The sequence below is a fragment of the Sedimentitalea todarodis genome, from assembly GCF_032595355.1.
Taxonomy (GTDB): Bacteria; Pseudomonadota; Alphaproteobacteria; order Rhodobacterales; family Rhodobacteraceae; genus Sedimentitalea; species Sedimentitalea todarodis.
In genome coordinates this window covers 1-15,705 of record NZ_JASMWN010000043.1, presented here as the reverse complement: position 1 = coordinate 15,705, position 15,705 = coordinate 1, and the positions used below count along the sequence as shown (strand labels likewise).

15 protein-coding genes are annotated in these 15,705 nt (G+C 60.8%); 7 read left to right on the top strand and 8 right to left on the bottom strand.

Going from position 1 to position 15,705, the window contains the following annotated elements; genetic code table 11:
- Positions 1–153 precede the first annotated feature (153 nt).
- From QO231_RS24890 to QO231_RS24880, 3 genes are all read left to right on the top strand, one after another.
- Complete coding sequence (locus QO231_RS24890; RefSeq protein WP_316782658.1) at positions 154–1,977, top strand: DUF294 nucleotidyltransferase-like domain-containing protein; 1,824 nt, start codon at positions 154–156, stop codon at positions 1,975–1,977.
- Positions 1,978–2,068: 91 nt separating this feature from the next.
- Entirely contained in the window at positions 2,069–2,590 is a 522-nt protein-coding gene (locus QO231_RS24885) for a hypothetical protein (protein ID WP_316782655.1), read from the top strand.
- A complete protein-coding gene (locus QO231_RS24880) occupies positions 2,590–4,002 on the top strand; it encodes a 3'-5' exonuclease (RefSeq protein WP_316782652.1) in 1,413 nt (470 codons plus the stop codon). Before QO231_RS24885 ends, QO231_RS24880 begins: the two co-directional genes overlap by 1 nt.
- A gap of 67 nt (positions 4,003–4,069) precedes the next feature.
- Here QO231_RS24880 and QO231_RS24875 read toward each other — a convergent pair whose 3' ends face one another.
- From QO231_RS24875 to QO231_RS24850, 6 genes are all read right to left on the bottom strand, one after another.
- Positions 4,070–4,432, bottom strand: a complete 363-nt coding sequence (locus tag QO231_RS24875) for a hypothetical protein (protein WP_316782650.1) — start codon at positions 4,430–4,432, stop codon at positions 4,070–4,072.
- Positions 4,433–4,549: 117 nt separating this feature from the next.
- Positions 4,550–5,116, bottom strand: a complete 567-nt coding sequence (locus tag QO231_RS24870) for a sarcosine oxidase subunit gamma (RefSeq protein ID WP_316782647.1) — start codon at positions 5,114–5,116, stop codon at positions 4,550–4,552.
- On the bottom strand, positions 5,109–8,120 hold the full coding sequence (locus QO231_RS24865; RefSeq protein WP_316782644.1) for a sarcosine oxidase subunit alpha family protein: 3,012 nt from the start codon (positions 8,118–8,120) through the stop codon (positions 5,109–5,111). The genes QO231_RS24870 and QO231_RS24865 overlap by 8 nt, the downstream gene beginning before the upstream one ends.
- A gap of 43 nt (positions 8,121–8,163) precedes the next feature.
- On the bottom strand, positions 8,164–8,493 hold the full coding sequence (locus QO231_RS24860; protein WP_316782642.1) for a sarcosine oxidase subunit delta: 330 nt from the start codon (positions 8,491–8,493) through the stop codon (positions 8,164–8,166).
- Between the two features lie 4 nt (positions 8,494–8,497).
- The gene (locus tag QO231_RS24855; RefSeq protein ID WP_316782639.1) at positions 8,498–8,830 is read right to left on the bottom strand and encodes a TfoX/Sxy family protein; all 333 of its coding nucleotides are present in this window, start codon (positions 8,828–8,830) and stop codon (positions 8,498–8,500) included.
- Positions 8,831–8,930: 100 nt separating this feature from the next.
- A complete protein-coding gene (locus tag QO231_RS24850; protein ID WP_316782637.1) occupies positions 8,931–10,175 on the bottom strand; it encodes a sarcosine oxidase subunit beta family protein in 1,245 nt (414 codons plus the stop codon).
- Positions 10,176–10,394: 219 nt separating this feature from the next.
- Here QO231_RS24850 and ccmI point away from each other — a divergent pair, with 219 nt between their 5' ends.
- The 3 genes from ccmI to QO231_RS24835 are packed head-to-tail and all read left to right on the top strand — an operon-like array spanning position 10,395 to position 12,318.
- The gene (gene ccmI / locus QO231_RS24845; RefSeq protein ID WP_316782635.1) at positions 10,395–11,612 is read left to right on the top strand and encodes a c-type cytochrome biogenesis protein CcmI; all 1,218 of its coding nucleotides are present in this window, start codon (positions 10,395–10,397) and stop codon (positions 11,610–11,612) included.
- Entirely contained in the window at positions 11,609–12,091 is a 483-nt protein-coding gene (gene ruvX, locus QO231_RS24840; RefSeq protein WP_316782633.1) for a Holliday junction resolvase RuvX, read from the top strand. The genes ccmI and ruvX overlap by 4 nt, the downstream gene beginning before the upstream one ends.
- Positions 12,088–12,318 carry a DUF1289 domain-containing protein gene (locus QO231_RS24835; RefSeq protein WP_316782630.1) on the top strand — a complete coding sequence of 77 codons (231 nt, stop codon included), beginning with the start codon at positions 12,088–12,090 and terminating at the stop codon, positions 12,316–12,318. The genes ruvX and QO231_RS24835 overlap by 4 nt, the downstream gene beginning before the upstream one ends.
- Here the strand turns inward: QO231_RS24835 and QO231_RS24830 are convergent.
- The gene (locus tag QO231_RS24830) at positions 12,309–13,112 is read right to left on the bottom strand and encodes a phytanoyl-CoA dioxygenase family protein (protein ID WP_316782627.1); all 804 of its coding nucleotides are present in this window, start codon (positions 13,110–13,112) and stop codon (positions 12,309–12,311) included. The genes QO231_RS24835 and QO231_RS24830 overlap by 10 nt on opposite strands.
- A gap of 3 nt (positions 13,113–13,115) precedes the next feature.
- A complete protein-coding gene (dusA, locus tag QO231_RS24825; RefSeq protein ID WP_316782625.1) occupies positions 13,116–14,132 on the bottom strand; it encodes a tRNA dihydrouridine(20/20a) synthase DusA in 1,017 nt (338 codons plus the stop codon).
- A 111-nt stretch (positions 14,133–14,243) separates the two neighbouring features.
- Between dusA and QO231_RS24820 the strand changes: the two genes are divergently transcribed.
- Positions 14,244–15,404, top strand: coding sequence for a site-specific integrase (locus QO231_RS24820; protein ID WP_316782622.1), 1,161 nt, complete (start codon positions 14,244–14,246; stop codon positions 15,402–15,404).
- Positions 15,405–15,705 lie beyond the last annotated feature (301 nt).

Genomic DNA, 15,705 nt, shown 5'->3' with positions numbered 1-15,705 from the left:
AAAGTGTCCGCGTGCCACGCGGCGCAGGGGCTGCGGCAGCAGACCACTAAACTCCCAGGCGCGGGCGTACCCCCCCGATACGCCCGCCAACCCCGGTCCCGCCCGATCCCGTCGGGCGGGACCGCAATCGTTATTTGGAGCCGGTGGTGAAACATGACCCAACCCGTTGAAAAGATTCTGCGCTTTCTCGGATCAGTCCATCCCTATGACAGCCTTGCCGCCGAGACGCTTGACGATCTCGCACAGCGCTTTCAGGTGATGAATGTCAACAAGGGTCAACCGATCTACACCTTTGGCGAGCCGCTGCAGGGGCTCTACCTGATACATGACGGCGAAGTGGAAGTGTGCGACGAAAAGGGCAGCCTGGTCTCCCTACTGAATCCGGGCAATTCGTTCGGCGAGCGCGGATTGGTCCGCGACGGAAACGCCGTTACCTCGGCGCGGGCCACAACCGATAGCGTTCTGTTGAAGCTGCCCCGCGTAGATTTCGACAGGCTGGTCGCGACCGAGCCGACATTTGCGAAATTCTATGACCGCCGCCGCAAAGAGACCCGTCGAGGCAGCGACCTTGCGACCAGCAGGGTAAAAACTTTCATGGCGAGCGCGCCGGTGACATGTCCCATGCAAACCGACGTTCAGCATGCGGCGCGACTGATGCATGACCACCGTATTTCATCACTCTGCGTCATGGATGGCAACACCTTGGCCGGGATTGTCACCACCCGTGATCTGACGGGAAAAGTGCTGGCCCCCGGACTGCCCTGCTCCACCCCGATCGAGAATGTGATGACCCGCGACCCGCTGAGCCTGTCGCCATCTGCCATCGGCTCGGACGTATTGCACGCGATGATGGAACACCGGATCGGCCATATACCGATCGTCGAGGCCGGCAAACTCGTAGGCATCGTTACCCAAACCGATCTCACCCGATTTCAGGCGGTCAGCTCCGCAGAGCTGGTCAGCGCCATTGCCCGTGCCGATACCGCCGAGGATATGGCCCGCGTCACGGCGGAAATCCCGCGCCTGCTGGTACAGCTTGTCGCTGGCGGCAATCGGCATGAGGTGGTGACCCGGCTGATCACCGATATCGCCGATACCGCGACCCGCCGCCTGCTGAAACTGGCAGAGGCCAAATTTGGCCCGCCGCCGGTTCCCTATCTCTGGCTCGCCTGTGGATCGCAAGGCAGACAGGAACAGACCGGCGTTTCGGATCAGGACAATTGCCTGATTCTGGATGATGCCGTCACGGCCGATCAGATGCCGTATTTCGCCAGTCTGGCCAAGTTTGTCTCGGATGGGTTGGATACCTGTGGATATTTCTATTGCCCTGGCGACATGATGGCGACCAATCCGCGCTGGTGTCAGCCGGTGCGGGTTTGGCGGCAGTATTTTCAGGGCTGGATCGCCAAGCCCGATCCCGAGGCGCAGATGCTGGCCAGTGTCATGTTCGACCTGCGCGCGATTGGCGGCGACAAGTCGCTGTTTGCTGGTCTGCAGAAAGATACGTTGCGAGCCGCCAGCCGCAATTCGATTTTCGTGGCGCATATGATCTCCAATTCGCTCAAGCATACGCCGCCGCTCGGTCTCTTGCGCGGTTTCGCCACGATCCGGTCCGGCGATCACCGCAACACGATCGACTTGAAGCTGAATGGCGTGGTGCCGGTGGTCGATCTGGGCCGCATCTATGCGCTGAAGGGCGAGTTGACCGAGGTCAATACCCGCGCCCGTCTCCAGGCTGCCGAGGCTGCGGGCGTGCTGTCAGCCTCTGGTGGGCGCGATCTGCTGGATGCCTATGACCTGATTGCGGAATCCCGGTTGAATCATCAACTTGTCCGCATCAATGCAGGCGAGGCTCCGGACAACTTCATGCCACCCACGATTCTTTCGGACTTTGAGCGAAGTCATCTGCGGGATGCATTCGTCGTGATAAAGACAATGCAGTCGTCTGTGGGCCAAGGGCGTGGCATGCTGAGCTGATTGATCGGCCGGTGGCGAAGGAGGGTGTCGCCGGTAAGACTGATACAAGGAGAATGGGGGGTGCGTTGGCATCGCCCGAGGAGGACAACGAATGTTTCTGGAACTCATCGGAACCGTATTCGCAGGGATCGCCGCGGCGGGTTTGGTCATGCTGCTCAATCGCGTAACCGGGGGGCGCCTGCCCCGCTGGGCCGCACCCGTTGCGGCCGGCCTCGCGATGATCACCATGACCATTTCGATGGAATACAGCTGGTACAGCCGCACGATCGCCACCCTGCCAGAAGATGTCGAAGTCGCCGAAACGGTAGAAAAGAAGAGCTTTTACCAACCCTGGACCTATGTCGTCCCCTATATCAGCCGATTTGTCGCCGTAGACAACGCGTCGGTCAAGCGGCACCCGGAACGGCCCGACCAACGCATTGTCGATCTGTATTTCTTTGGCCGTTGGTCACCGCTACGCAAGATGCCCGTGGCGTTTGACTGTGCCACGAGCCGCAGCGCCGTGCTGAGCAGTGACACGCAGTTCGCCAGCAATGGTGACATCGTGGATGCCGACTGGCGAAATGTCGGTGAAGACGCTGTTGTCCTGAACGCAGCTTGCAAGGTGTCGTGATGTTTTCCAAACTCAGCCTGCGCCTGCGTATCTTCCTGTTCTTCTGCCTGCTGGCAGGCGGCGGCGTCGCCATTACCGCTATCGCACTCATGATCGGCTACAGCCGCGCCGGAATGCCAGAGTTGCTAGATCCATTCGTGTTCGCGGGCTTGCTTTCTGTATTCCTGCTGGTCGCGCTGATCGTCGGGGTCTGGCTGTTGTTTGACGAAAATATCGCGAAGCCCATCGAACGTATTGCCTCGGACATGCGCGCCCGCGCCCATGCGGGGGTCACCGGCTCGATGGATCTCAATGCGGCACGGTATCTCGGCGATCTTGCGCCAGCCGCTGACGCGGTGACCGTAAAGCTATCGGACAACGCCATGACAACGGCCGAAAAGGTGGCCGCTGAGACGGCCCGCCTTGCGGCAGACAAGGAATGGCTGACCGCGCTGCTGACCGAAATTCCGGTTGCCATGATAATCGTGAGCCCGAGCCACAGGATCGTGCTCTATGACGGTCAGGCCGCCGCCGTACTCGCCCAGATCGCCCATCCGCGTCTTCAGGCATCTCTGTTTGACTATCTGCAACAGGAGCCGATCGAGGCCGCGTATCGCAAACTCGCGAAGACCGGCACCGAAGTGGGGTTCACTGCCCAGAGCGTGACCGGCAAACAGAGTTTTGACCTGCGGATGAAGCCGCTGGGTCGTGCGCAGGGGTATCTGCTGACGCTGGACACCAGTGCCGCGCAGATTGAACCGAACGAGTCGCGCCCACTGGTCTATGATTTTGACATTCTGGATACGGCTGGCGATGGCGTCTTTGAAGACCGCGCGCTTTCCGACCTGTGCTTCGTCGTGTTCGACACGGAAACCACCGGCCTTCTGCCACACAAGGACGAGGTCGTACAGATTGGCGCTGTGCGCGTCTTGCGAGGGCGCATCGTTGAAGGCGAAGTCCTGAACACGCTGGTCGATCCCGGCATGCCGATCCCCGCCGCTTCAACCAAGGTGCACAAGGTCTCCAACGCGATGGTCGCCGGTGCCCCGAACATCGCGGAGGCGGGGCGGGTCTTTCACAAATTTGCCACCGATGCCGTCATTGTCGCCCATAACGCCCCGTTTGATATGGCGTTCCTGCGTCGTCACGCCCCCGAGATGGGTGTGGACTGGGACCATCCGATTCTCGATACGGTTCTGCTCTCCGCCGTGATTTTCGGCGCGTCGGAAACGCACACGCTTGATGCGCTGTGCGACCGGCTCGACGTGACCATCCCCGAAGCATTGCGTCATACCGCGCTCGGCGATGCGCAAGCGACAGCCGAAGTTCTCTGCGCCATGCTCCCGATGCTCGAGGCACGTGGCATGAAGACATTCGGCGATGTGATAGGAGAAACCCGCAGACATGGACGCTTGCTTGAGGATTTGAACTAACGTCGGTCGAGAGCCAGAGTACAATTCGGAACCCAGAACCGGTCGGCCGGATCCCGGACTGCGGAAATCACTGAAGCTTATTCGCTGTACACTTGCCGGCACCGATATGGTCCATGTCATCGTTGACATTGACGTTCGCGGAAACTCTCAATGTCCTTGGGTCCAAGCGCACGCGATACTGGGCATCAACCTCATAGCTGGAACTGGTTGGCAAGTTCAGCGCCCAACGGATGATGTAGACCCCATTTTTTCGAACTTCCACCGGCACGGAAACAGGTTTTCCGCGATTTGCGTGTAGTACGGCAGCATCTACAATCACCGCTTGGTGTTCGGACCAGCTCACCGCAAAGGAAGCGTGCCTGGAGAACCAGCCACCTCTGTCACGATGATTGTATTCACATTCGTAGACGATCGTTTCTGCGTTCAACATCGAAGCGCAGAAACGAAAAACATGCAACCAAAACAGCCCGAGCCATGTAACCCCCTACTTGTTACAGGGGCACGCTAACTGATGCCAATTCGCGCCACAACCAGCGTTTTTGCCGGTTTAGAAGGCGTTAACGGCGCTGCCCGGCTGGGCGGCCACTCTCAGCAGACCGAACACATATTGCGCAACGGAGCGGAAACAGATGATCTGAAACGTCTCGTCGTCCGTCATCCAGATGGCCGCCGGAACCTGCGCCATGCGGGTGCGGCGGAACATGCCGGGTTCGAACGCCGCTGGCGACAAATCGACCGGGCAGAGCTTGGCCATGACCTCGCGCGCGGCGGGGCCAGTTACGCGAAGCAACGCGCGCGCATCCGACACGTTGGCCACCAGGGCATGAGTCTGATCCAGCGCCTGCCGCAGCGTCTCTACGTTGGCGTCAACCTGTGCGTGGGGGCATAACAGCAACAGCTCGTCCGGCGACATCCAGCACAGGCCACCTGCGCTGTCTCCGGCGATGCAACCAGCGTCTGGTACATCGGCACCTGCCACTGCCCGCGCCGCCGCTTTCACCGCTTTTGCGGACAGATCGCCGCGCAAAGTAATCATACCGTGCAGCCCATCCTCTGCAATACGGGCGATGCCGTCGTAACTGGCATTGTTCAGGGCGCTGACTGGTTCAGACATTCTGCTTCTCCCCGTCCTTGTCATAGAAAACCTGATCCACGATTTTGGCAGTGTAAGTCTTGCCATCCGCGCAGGGGAACGCGAGTTCCTCGCCCATCCGGTCGGGGCCATGTAGCACGAGCCCCATCGCAATCCCCCGGTCCAGTGTCGGCGAGTAGTAGGTCGATGTCACACGACCCTGCGTTACCCGCTGCCCGTTGGCATTCACGCCCTCGCCCACCGCATATGCCCCATCCGGGAGTACCGACCCATCGGTTGTTTCCAATCCGACCAGCTTCCACCGATCCGGATCGGCCATATGGCTGCGAACCTGTGCCCGTTTGCCCAGATAGTCGTCCTTCTTCTTGGAAATCGCCCAATCGAGGCCGAGATCCTGAGGAATGACCGTGCCGTCGGTTTCATCGCCAATCATGATAAAGCCCTTCTCGGCCCGCATGATGTGCAGTGCCTCGGTGCCATATGGCATGATGCCGAATTCCTCGCCCGCTTCGATCAGTGCCGTCCAGAAGGCCAGACCCTGCGACGCCGGAACCGAGATCTCAAAACTCAATTCGCCCGAAAAAGAGATGCGATAAACCCGCGTGTCAAAACCGCCGATCTTCCCATCGGCCCAGGCCATGAATGGCAGCGCGTCGGCGCTGAGGTCCATGCCACCAAGCTTTTTCAATACCTTGCGTGCGTTCGGCCCGACAACCCCGATTTGCGCGTATTGTTCGGTGACATTGGCAACATAGACCTGCCAATCCCACCACTCGGTCTGAAGCCACTCTTCCATATGGCCATGAATATGCTCGGCTCCGCCCGTGGTGGTGTGACAGAGGAACGTATCCTCATCGATGCGCGCAACCACACCGTCATCCATGAGAAACCCGTTCTCGTTGCACATCAGACCATAGCGACAGCGCCCCGGTTTCAGCGTCGATATCATGTTGGTATAGAGCATGTCGAGGAAGCGCCCCGCATCCGGGCCCTTGACGACCAGTTTGCCCAGCGTCGAGGCATCCAGAAGACCAATGGCTTCGCGTGTATTACTGACCTCGCGCACCACCGCGTCATGAACCGACTCTGTACCCTGAACAAAGGCGTAGGGTCGGCGCCACTGGCCCACCGGCTCCCAGTCTGCCCCATGGGCGGCATGCCAGTCATGCATTGGCGTGCGGCGGATCGGCTGAAACACCTCGCCGCGCGCCTCGCCGGCAATCGCGCCCATAGATATCGGCGTATAGGGCGGACGGAACGTGGTTGTTCCGGTTGCGGGAATGGGTTGGCCCAACGCATCAGACAAGATTGCGAGGCCGTTTATATTGCTCAACTTCCCCTGATCTGTCGCCATGCCCAGAGTTGTATAGCGTTTGGTATGCTCGACGCTCTCAAAGCCTTCGCGCGCCGCCAGTTGCACGTCAGACACCTTGACGTCGTTCTGAAAATCCAGCCACGATTTTGACCGCAAGTCGATATGCGCCTCCCGCGGCATCAGCCAGACCGGTTCCAATGGCACTTCCGCCGTGGCCTCGCCCACAGGCAGCTTGGTGTTCTTTGGCTTGAACCCCGCCGCCTTGGCCGCGGCCTTGCCCGCCGCCGCCGCATCCGCGAGCGCCGCACCAAGGCCAAGTTCGCCGTTCGACGTCCCCGCGGCCCTGACAAACCCTGCTCCGTCCGCGCCCAGGGGCGGGCGCTCGGGATCGGGCCGGAAATGCGCCTGCGCCTCATCCCACAGCAACTTGCCGCCGCAATGGGACCACAGGTGCACGACCGGCGACCATCCGCCCGACATCGCGACTGCGTCGCATTTCACCTCTTCCAGCGCGCCACCGATGCCATCCTGCGCACAGATCTGCACAGTCTTTACCCGCTTGCCGCCGCCAACCTTGGCAATGGCGCGCCCCGGATCAATGCGGATGCCAAGCGCCCGCGCCTCTTCCATCAATGCGCCACCGCCGGCATTCCGGGCATCCAGAACACGGACCACGTTAACGCCTGCTTCTTTCAGGCAAATGGCGGTGCGATAGCCGTCGTCGTTGTTGGTGGCGAGAACGACACGCTCGCCCGGCGTGACGCCGTAGTTGACGACATAGTCGCGCATGGCCGAGGCCAGCATGACGCCGGGTATGTCATTTCCTGCAAAGGACAAGGGCCGTTCGATGGCCCCGGTTGCGGTGATGATCTGCGCAGCCCGGATGCGCCAAAGACGATGGCGCGGCCCTTGCGCCAGCGGCAGATGATCGGTCAGCCGTTCATAGCCCAACGCATAGCCGTGATCATAGACCCCGGCCCCCATGCAGCGGGTGCGCAGGGTGACATTGTCCATCTCCGCAAGCTCTGCAACGGTTCTATCGATGAATTGCGCGACAGGCTCACCATCGACCGTACCGCCATCAACCGGGGACCGCCCACCCCAAAAGGCTGTTTGTTCCAGCAGCAGCACGCGCGCGCCGCTTTCGGCCGCGGTCTTGGCTGCCATCAGGCCCGCGATGCCGCCACCGATCACCAGGATATCGGTGAACGCGTAAAAATGTTCGTAGGTGTCGGCATCCCGCTCTTTGGGTGCCTGCCCCAGACCTGCGGATTGCCGGATAAACGGCTCGTACACGCTCTTCCAGAAGGCGCGCGGATACATGAACATCTTGTAATAGAACCCGGCCGGAAGCAGCCGCGACAGATGCTTGTTGATGCCACCCACGTCGAATTCCAGAGACGGCCAGTGGTTCTGGCTGCGGGCGGTCAGCCCGTCAAACAACTCGGTCGTGGTGGCGCGCTGGTTCGGTTCAAACGTTGCACCCTGCCCCATGTTCACAAGGGCGTTCGGCTCTTCCGTGCCAGAGGCGACAACGCCGCGCGGGCGGTGGTACTTGAACGAGCGACCGACCATCATCCGGTCATTGGCCAAGAGCGCCGAGGCCAGCGTATCGCCGGGATGTCCGGCAAGCGGTTTGCCGTTGAAGGAAAACCCGATCCGCTTGGACCGGTCGATCAGGCGACCATGTGTGTTCAATCTCTTGCTCATGGCCGGCCCTCGATTGGCGATTGATATTGCAATGTGCGAAGGGTCATGCAGACGCCTCCCATGCCCAGTCGGGATGCCGTTTCTTGATGGCCTTCACGATGTCCCTTGGCGGCGCATAGCTCTGTGCGGGATAGGTGCCAAAGACCTGAAGCGTCACCGTATCCCGCGCCGCATGAAACCACTTGCCGCAGCCGTGCGAATGCCGCCAGCGTTCGAAATGCAGGCCACGCGGGTTCTTGCGCGAGAACAGATAGCCATGAAAATCATCATCCGACGACTCCGGCCCAAAGCGTTTCAGATGCGCTTCACCGCCGGGGGCGAGTTCGGTTTCATCGGCTTTCACACCGCAATAGGGACAGGTGAGGGTCAGCATTGTCTCATCCTTTTGGTGGCAGGCTTGCGACAAAGCCCAAGGTGATTTCGGTCAGACGGCGGCGGGTGGTGTGATCGGCAAAGCCGTCATCATCCAAGCGGACAAAACCGCCCATCTTTCGCCCGCCCATGATCATCGGGGTCACGCCGGGCAATTCCAGCGCGTCGGCCTCGTTGGGCTTGCCCGGACGATACAGCGCACCCTCCTTGCCAATGCCGCCAAACATGTTGCCATGCAGCAGAAAGCAGATGCCACCGAACATCTTTTTCTCGGACAGGCCCGGCTCCACACCCAGATCGGCGCGCATGGTTTCGGCCATGGGTTCGGAATAGGGCATCAGAACCCGCCACCGACAACGCAAGCATGCATGGCCGAGCGCGGCGCAGACATTTGCTGCGCACGCGCATTTGCGCCTCGGCGTTTTTCGGCAAACGCTGTCAATGCGCCACCCCTGCCGCGACGCTTTCGTCAATGAAGCGGCCTTCCCTGAACCGGTCGAGCGAAAAGGCATCGGTCAGCGGTGAATGCCCCTTGGCCATCAGTTCCGCCATGCCCCAGCCCGAGCCGGGGATCGCCTTGAAGCCGCCGGTACCCCAGCCGCAGTTGATGAATATCCCGTCGACGGGGGTTTTCGACAGGATCGGCGAGCGGTCACCGGTCATGTCGACGATCCCGCCCCATTGCCGCAGCATCTTAAGGCGCGAAATCATCGGGAAGGTTTCGATCAGCGCCCGTACGGTTTCCTCGATATGGTGGAAGCTGCCCCGCTGGGTATAGTTGTTGTACCCGTCCGCCCCGCCGCCAATGACCATCTCGCCCTTGTCAGACTGGCTCATGTACCCATGCACGGTGTTGGCCATCACGACCACGTCCATGCAGGGTTTGATCGGCTCGGACACCAGCGCCTGCAATGCCACGGATTCGATCGGCAGGCGAAAGCCGGCCATATCGGCCAATACCCCGGAATGGCCCGCCACCACGACGCCCAGCTTGTGGCAATCGATGGATCCGCGCGTGGTGTCGACGCCGGTCACCTTGCCACCATCCTGGCGGATGCCAGTGACTTCGCATTTCTGGATGATGTCCATGCCCATGTCCGAGCAGGCACGCGCATAGCCCCAGGCCACCGCATCATGGCGGGCGGTGCCGCCGCGTTCCTGCCAAAGCCCGCCCAGAACCGGATAGCGTGGTCCGTCCAGATTGATGATCGGCACCAGGTCCTTGACCCGCTTGGGGCTGATGAACTTGGTTTTCACGCCCTGAAGCGCATTGGCCTCGGCGGTGCGCAGATAGCCGCGCACCTCGTGCTGGGTCTGGGCCAGCATGATGACCCCGCGCGGCGAAAACATGATGTTGTAGTTCAGATCCTGGCTCAGGGTTTCATAAAGGCTCCGCGCCTTTTCATAGATCGCGGCGGACGGGTCCTGCAGGTAGTTGGAGCGGATGATCGTTGTGTTGCGCCCGGTGTTGCCGCCACCCAGCCAGCCCTTTTCCAGAATGGCCACATTGGTGATGCCAAAGTTCTTGCCCAGATAGTAGGCCGTCGCCAGACCATGCCCGCCCGCACCGACGATGATGACGTCATATTGTTTCCTGGGTTCCGCCGCACGCCACGCCCGCTCCCATCCGGTGTGGTTGCGCAGGGCCTCGCGGGCGATGGCAAAGGCAGAATATCGTTTCATCGGGACCTCCGGGGCGCGCGGCAAACAGGGATTCGGGCGGCTTCCACCATACTATTGCTTCTGGCGGACGCCGTCCAAAAGAGGATACCAGAGGCGGCATTTCCAGACCGAATTGCGACATAGGTCGAATTTGCCGCGCCAAAGCTGCTGGTTATCCCGCTTTGTCCCTTTTTTCCCGCGACATGGAAAGCTACATGAAGGGTCAAAGCAGGAGGCCCAATGACATTCTGGATCATCACATCGGCCCTGGCGTTGGTCATCGCGGCGACACTTGCGCTGGTTCTGCTGCGGACGCGGGCCTCGGCAAGCCCTGCGGCGGCCTTTGACATGCAGGTCTATCGCGACCAACTCAAGGATGTGGAGCGTGATCTCGAACGCGGCGTGATCGACGCCGCCGATGCCAACCGGGTCAGGACCGAGATTTCGAGGCGCATTCTGTCCGCCGATAGCCAGATACAGTTGACGCGATCGGGTGAGGTGCAATCGGGTCCGCTGTCGCTCGTGATGGCGGTTCTGGTCGGTGTCGCGCTGATCGGCGGGACAATGATGCTGTACCGGTCGTTGGGCGCACCGGGCCATGGAGACCTGGGACTGGACCGGCGCATTGAACTGGCTGAAACGATGCGCGAAACCCGGCCCAGTCAGGCCGAGGCCGAGACCAGCCTGCCCGCAACGCCAAACCAGCAGGAGATCAGCGCCGAGTACCAGACCTTGATGGAACGCCTGCGGGAAACGGTCAAGACCCGCCCCGATGACCTTCAGGGGCAGATGTTGCTGGCACGCAACGAGGCCGCAACCGGCAATTTCAAGGCCGCGGTGGCGGCACAAGCCGACGTTCTGCGGATCAAGGGTGACGCGGCCACGGCGGCGGATTATTCGGACTATGCCACCATGCTGGTACTGGCCGCAGGCGGGTATGTGTCACCCGAGGCCGAGCAGGTCCTGAACAGGGTTCTGTCAGAGGACCCGGACAACGGCCATGCACGGTATTACACCGGGTTGATGATGGCGCAGACCGGGCGTCCTGATCTGGCGTTTCGGATCTGGAATGCGCTGTTGCAGGACGGCCCGTCCGACGCACCGTGGATCCCGCCCGTGCGCGGCCAGATCGAGGATATGGCCCGCCGTGCAGGGGTCGAATTCATGTTGCCCGCCCTGCCCGGCCCAAGTGCCGCCGACGTCGCCGCCGCAGGCGAGATGAGCGAGACAGACCGGACAGAGATGATCCGGGGCATGGTTCAGGGACTGTCGGACCGTTTGGCGAGCCAGGGCGGCACGCCGCCGGAATGGGCCCGGCTGATCGGGGCATTGGGGGTGCTGGGCGAAACAGAGCGGGCCCAGGCGATCTATGCCAATGCGCAAGAGGTGTTCGCCGGAGATGACGCGGCGCTGTCGGTCATCGAGCAAGCCGCAGGTCAGGCAGGCCTTGACCAATGATCTGCGATGATTTCAACGATTTCGCCGCCGCCTGCCCGCCGATGCGGGCGCTGCTCGGGCTGGACCTGGGTGAAAAGACCATCGGTGTCGCCCTCTCGGATCGGCTTGGCGCCACGGCAACCCCGATCGAAACTGTCAAACGGCGCAAGTTCACGCTGGATGCGGAGCGGCTGTTGCAGATCGTGAGTGACCGCGAGGTGGGGGCCATTCTGCTTGGCCTGCCGCGCAACATGGATGGCAGCGAAGGCGCGCGATGCCAATCGACCCGGGCATTTGCCCGCAACCTGAGCCAGTTGACCGACCTGCCCATCGGGTTTTGGGATGAGCGGCTGAGCACGGTGGCTGCGGAACGCGCGCTTTTGGAGGCGGATACGACCCGAAAACGTCGCGCAGAGGTGATCGATCACGTCGCGGCGAGCTATATTCTGCAGGGCGCGCTGGACCGGATGCGCCACATCAAGAATGAGGCCGCACGATGAGCCGGGATGTCTGGAAACGGGACGAAATCGACTCGCCCTGTGTGCAGGTTTGCGTCGTGCATCCCGAGGAACGGCTATGTGTTGGCTGCCTGCGCAGCATCGACGAAATCGCACAGTGGTCGCGGATGAGCACGGATGAACGCGCGGCGGTGATGGCCGATCTGCCTAGTCGCGCGCCGCGCCTGAAAAAACGGCGGGGCGGTCGGGCGAGGCGCAATCAAGGCTGAGCCGTCAGCCAGGGTTCAATGCCGCCGGGCATCTCGGGACGGAAATAAGCGACCATCCGACCATCGGCATCTGCCCCAGCCGCCCAAGGGGCCACGCCGTGCAACACCATCCGATGCAGCAACACGGCCTGACCCGGCTTGGCTGGCAGCGGGATCCGGCGGCAGGTCTCAAACACCCGCTTGCGCGCGGCAACATAAAGATCAGTGACGTCCAAATCTGACCATTCCGACGGCGCGTACCCGGCGAAGGCCCTGGCAAAGGCGCTGCGCATCATGTGATGGCTCCCCTCCCACACCACCAGCGGCGCGGCGGTCGGCCCCGCATCAGTCAGCGGCAGCCCCAGGATGAATGCATGCGGTTCACTCAGGTGCCGTCGGCGCGCGGGCCCGATTGCGCGCAAACCGTCCATATGGGCGGCATCGCGATGCCGGCGATACCGCGCGGCGCTATCGCTCTCCCCACGGCGCGGGCGCGGATAGCCGGGATAGGTCACCGACACCTGGGCGCGATGCAGAGGCGGCAGCTTCCCCATGTGACGCGTGATGAAATCGATGGCCGCCCCCGCCAGAGGTGCAGAGCCACCAACCCTGCCATGCACATCATTGGGCAGCGCATCGACACCGACAAACCACGTACCGTCACAATCCAGCCAATTGGCCAGCTCCGGGTTCTGCACGGCAGCCTGGGCCATGGGGCACGCGAGGTCGGCCCATTCGGCGACCTGCGGGTCCGTGTCAAAGACCAGCCAGCCACGCGCATCGAACGCATGCCGCTGGCGATCGATGGCCATCATGCCCTACCCCGCCTGGCTGATCTCGTCCGGTGGCACCTGCGCCAGCGCGGCGAGAACCAGTTCCGGTCCCGCTCCGGGCCGGTGTGCGCCCTCGGACAGCATCCTGCGCCAGGCCCGCGCACCGGGGCGTCCGGCGAACAGACCCAGCATATGGCGGCTGATCTGATGCAACTTGCCTCCTCGTATCAGATGCGTTTCGATATAGGGTATCATGCGGTGCACGATCTCGGCAGGATCGCTGCGGGTGCCGGTTCCAAAAACCACCGGGTCCGCGTCAGCAAGCACCGACACCGGATCGTGATAGGCCGCGCGCCCGATCATGACCCCGTCGAGCCCGGCGTCCAGAAAGGAGCGTGCCTGCGCCAGCGTGGTAATGCCGCCATTGATCGAGATGTGCAGATCGGGGAAGCCCTGTTTCATGCGCAGAACCAGATCATAATCCAGCGGCGGAATATCGCGGTTCTCCTTGGGGCTGAGACCTTGCAGCCAGGCCTTGCGCGCATGGATCGTCACCCTCCGACAGCCAGCGCTGCGGATCCGATCCAGAAACGCCGGCAGGGCCTCTTCCGCAACCTGATCATCCACCCCTATCCGGCATTTCACCGTGACTTCGACATCAACCGCCTCTTGCATGGCGGCAACACAATCGGCCACCAATCCGGGCTGAAACATGAGCACCGCTCCAAACGCCCCGGACTGTACCCTGTCCGAAGGACAACCGACGTTCAGGTTGATCTCGTCATACCCCGCCTGCGACGCCAGCCGTGCCGCCTTGGCCAGTTCCAGCGGCTCCGATCCACCAAGCTGCAACGCCACCGGGTGCTCCTCGGGACTATACTCCAACAGATGCAACGCCCCGCCCCGCACCAAAGCCGGAGCCGTCACCATCTCGGTATATAGCAGGGCTCTGCGGCACAGCAGCCGATGGAGATATCGGCAATGTCGGTCGGTCCAATCCATCATCGGAGCCACGGATAATCTGCTACTTACGCCAATCTGCGATTTTACCGCCTTTTCCAATACTTAGCTCCGAGTGTTCAAGTTCGCCTATGTTCGATATCTTGCCATTTAGGCCCATTATCTGCTACATTTACAACACGTGTTGTAAAATGAAAGGCCATGTTGTAAATCATGGGAACCATCATAAAGCGTCGTCGCAAGAATGGCACCATAGCTTGGCTCGCACAAATCTCAGTGATGCGGCAAGGTAAAGTCTTACTTCGCGAAAGTCAGACATTCGAGCGCAGATCAACCGCTGCGGCGTGGATTGAAACCCGCGAAGAAATTCTGGCGCGACCCGGTGCCCTTGATGCGCTCAAAACTCAACCGAAAAGCAAGAAGACACCGACCTTGGGTGATGCCATCGACAGGTATGTCCAAGAAAGCAACAAACAGATCGGCCGGACCAAGACCCAAGTTCTGAAAAGCATCAAGACGTTTGATATCGCGGACCAACACTGTGACGCGATAACCAGCGCTGACATCGTCGAATTTGCGCGAGAAAAGCTCAATAGCGGCGTTCAGCCTCAAACAGTCTCCAACTACCTCGCCCATCTCGGTGCTGTTTTCTCCATCGCCAGACCCGCATGGGGCTTTCCACTAAACGCGCAGGCTATGGAGGACGCCCGGAAAGTGGCGGACAAACTTGGTATCACGGGCAAGAGCCGTGAACGGGATCGGCGTCCCACGCTCGATGAACTAGATCAACTCATGCAGCACTTTCTGGACCGCTCCCGACGTCGCCCCACGTCCATCCCGATGCATAGGATCATCGCCTTTGCCATCTTTTCCACCCGACGGCAGGAAGAGATCGTCCGCATCCGCTGGAAGGACCTCGACGTGGAAGGCAAACGCATGTTGGTCCGGGACATGAAGAACCCCGGCGAAAAAATCGGCAACGATGTCTGGTGTGACCTGCAGGAACAGGCTCTGGCGATCATCGAGGCCATGCCATTGATAGAAGACGAGATATTCCCCTACTCGACTGATGCTATCAGCGCTGCATTCACGCGAGCTTGCAAGTTATTGGAAATAAAGGAACTTCACTTTCACGACCTCCGGCATGACGGTGTTTCACGCCTGTTCGAGCTCGGCCTCAACATTCCGTACGTTGCAGCCAACTCAGGTCACCGGTCGTGGACTTCGCTGAAGCGCTATACACATCTACGTCAGACTGGCGACAAATACGCGGATTGGACCTGGTTGGCCGAAGTCACGAAGCGGGACAACGCACTTAAATTGGTCCGGAATGGCCAATTCCCTCGGAAACGCCGCTCAGACAGAGGCGTTTAGCTGTACTCAAGATGTTCAGCGCAAGTTGCCGAGTTGGGGTAAATCCCCATAAAACATATTGAACCTTATGCGAATTTGACCAAGTGGTAAAATACTGCTAACCCCTCAAAAAACTATCCTCCCTGCTGAACCAAAGCTGCCGTAGGTTTTGTTGAGAGCTAGGTCGGCTATGCGGGACTTGGACGAAGCCGCTGCCGCGGCAATGGCGCTTGTTGCGGGTTTATCGTGTTTGCCGTGACCGCAGCGCATTTTGATATCTGACGCACCTGTCTGACGATTGGGACTTCTCAAACGTCAAACA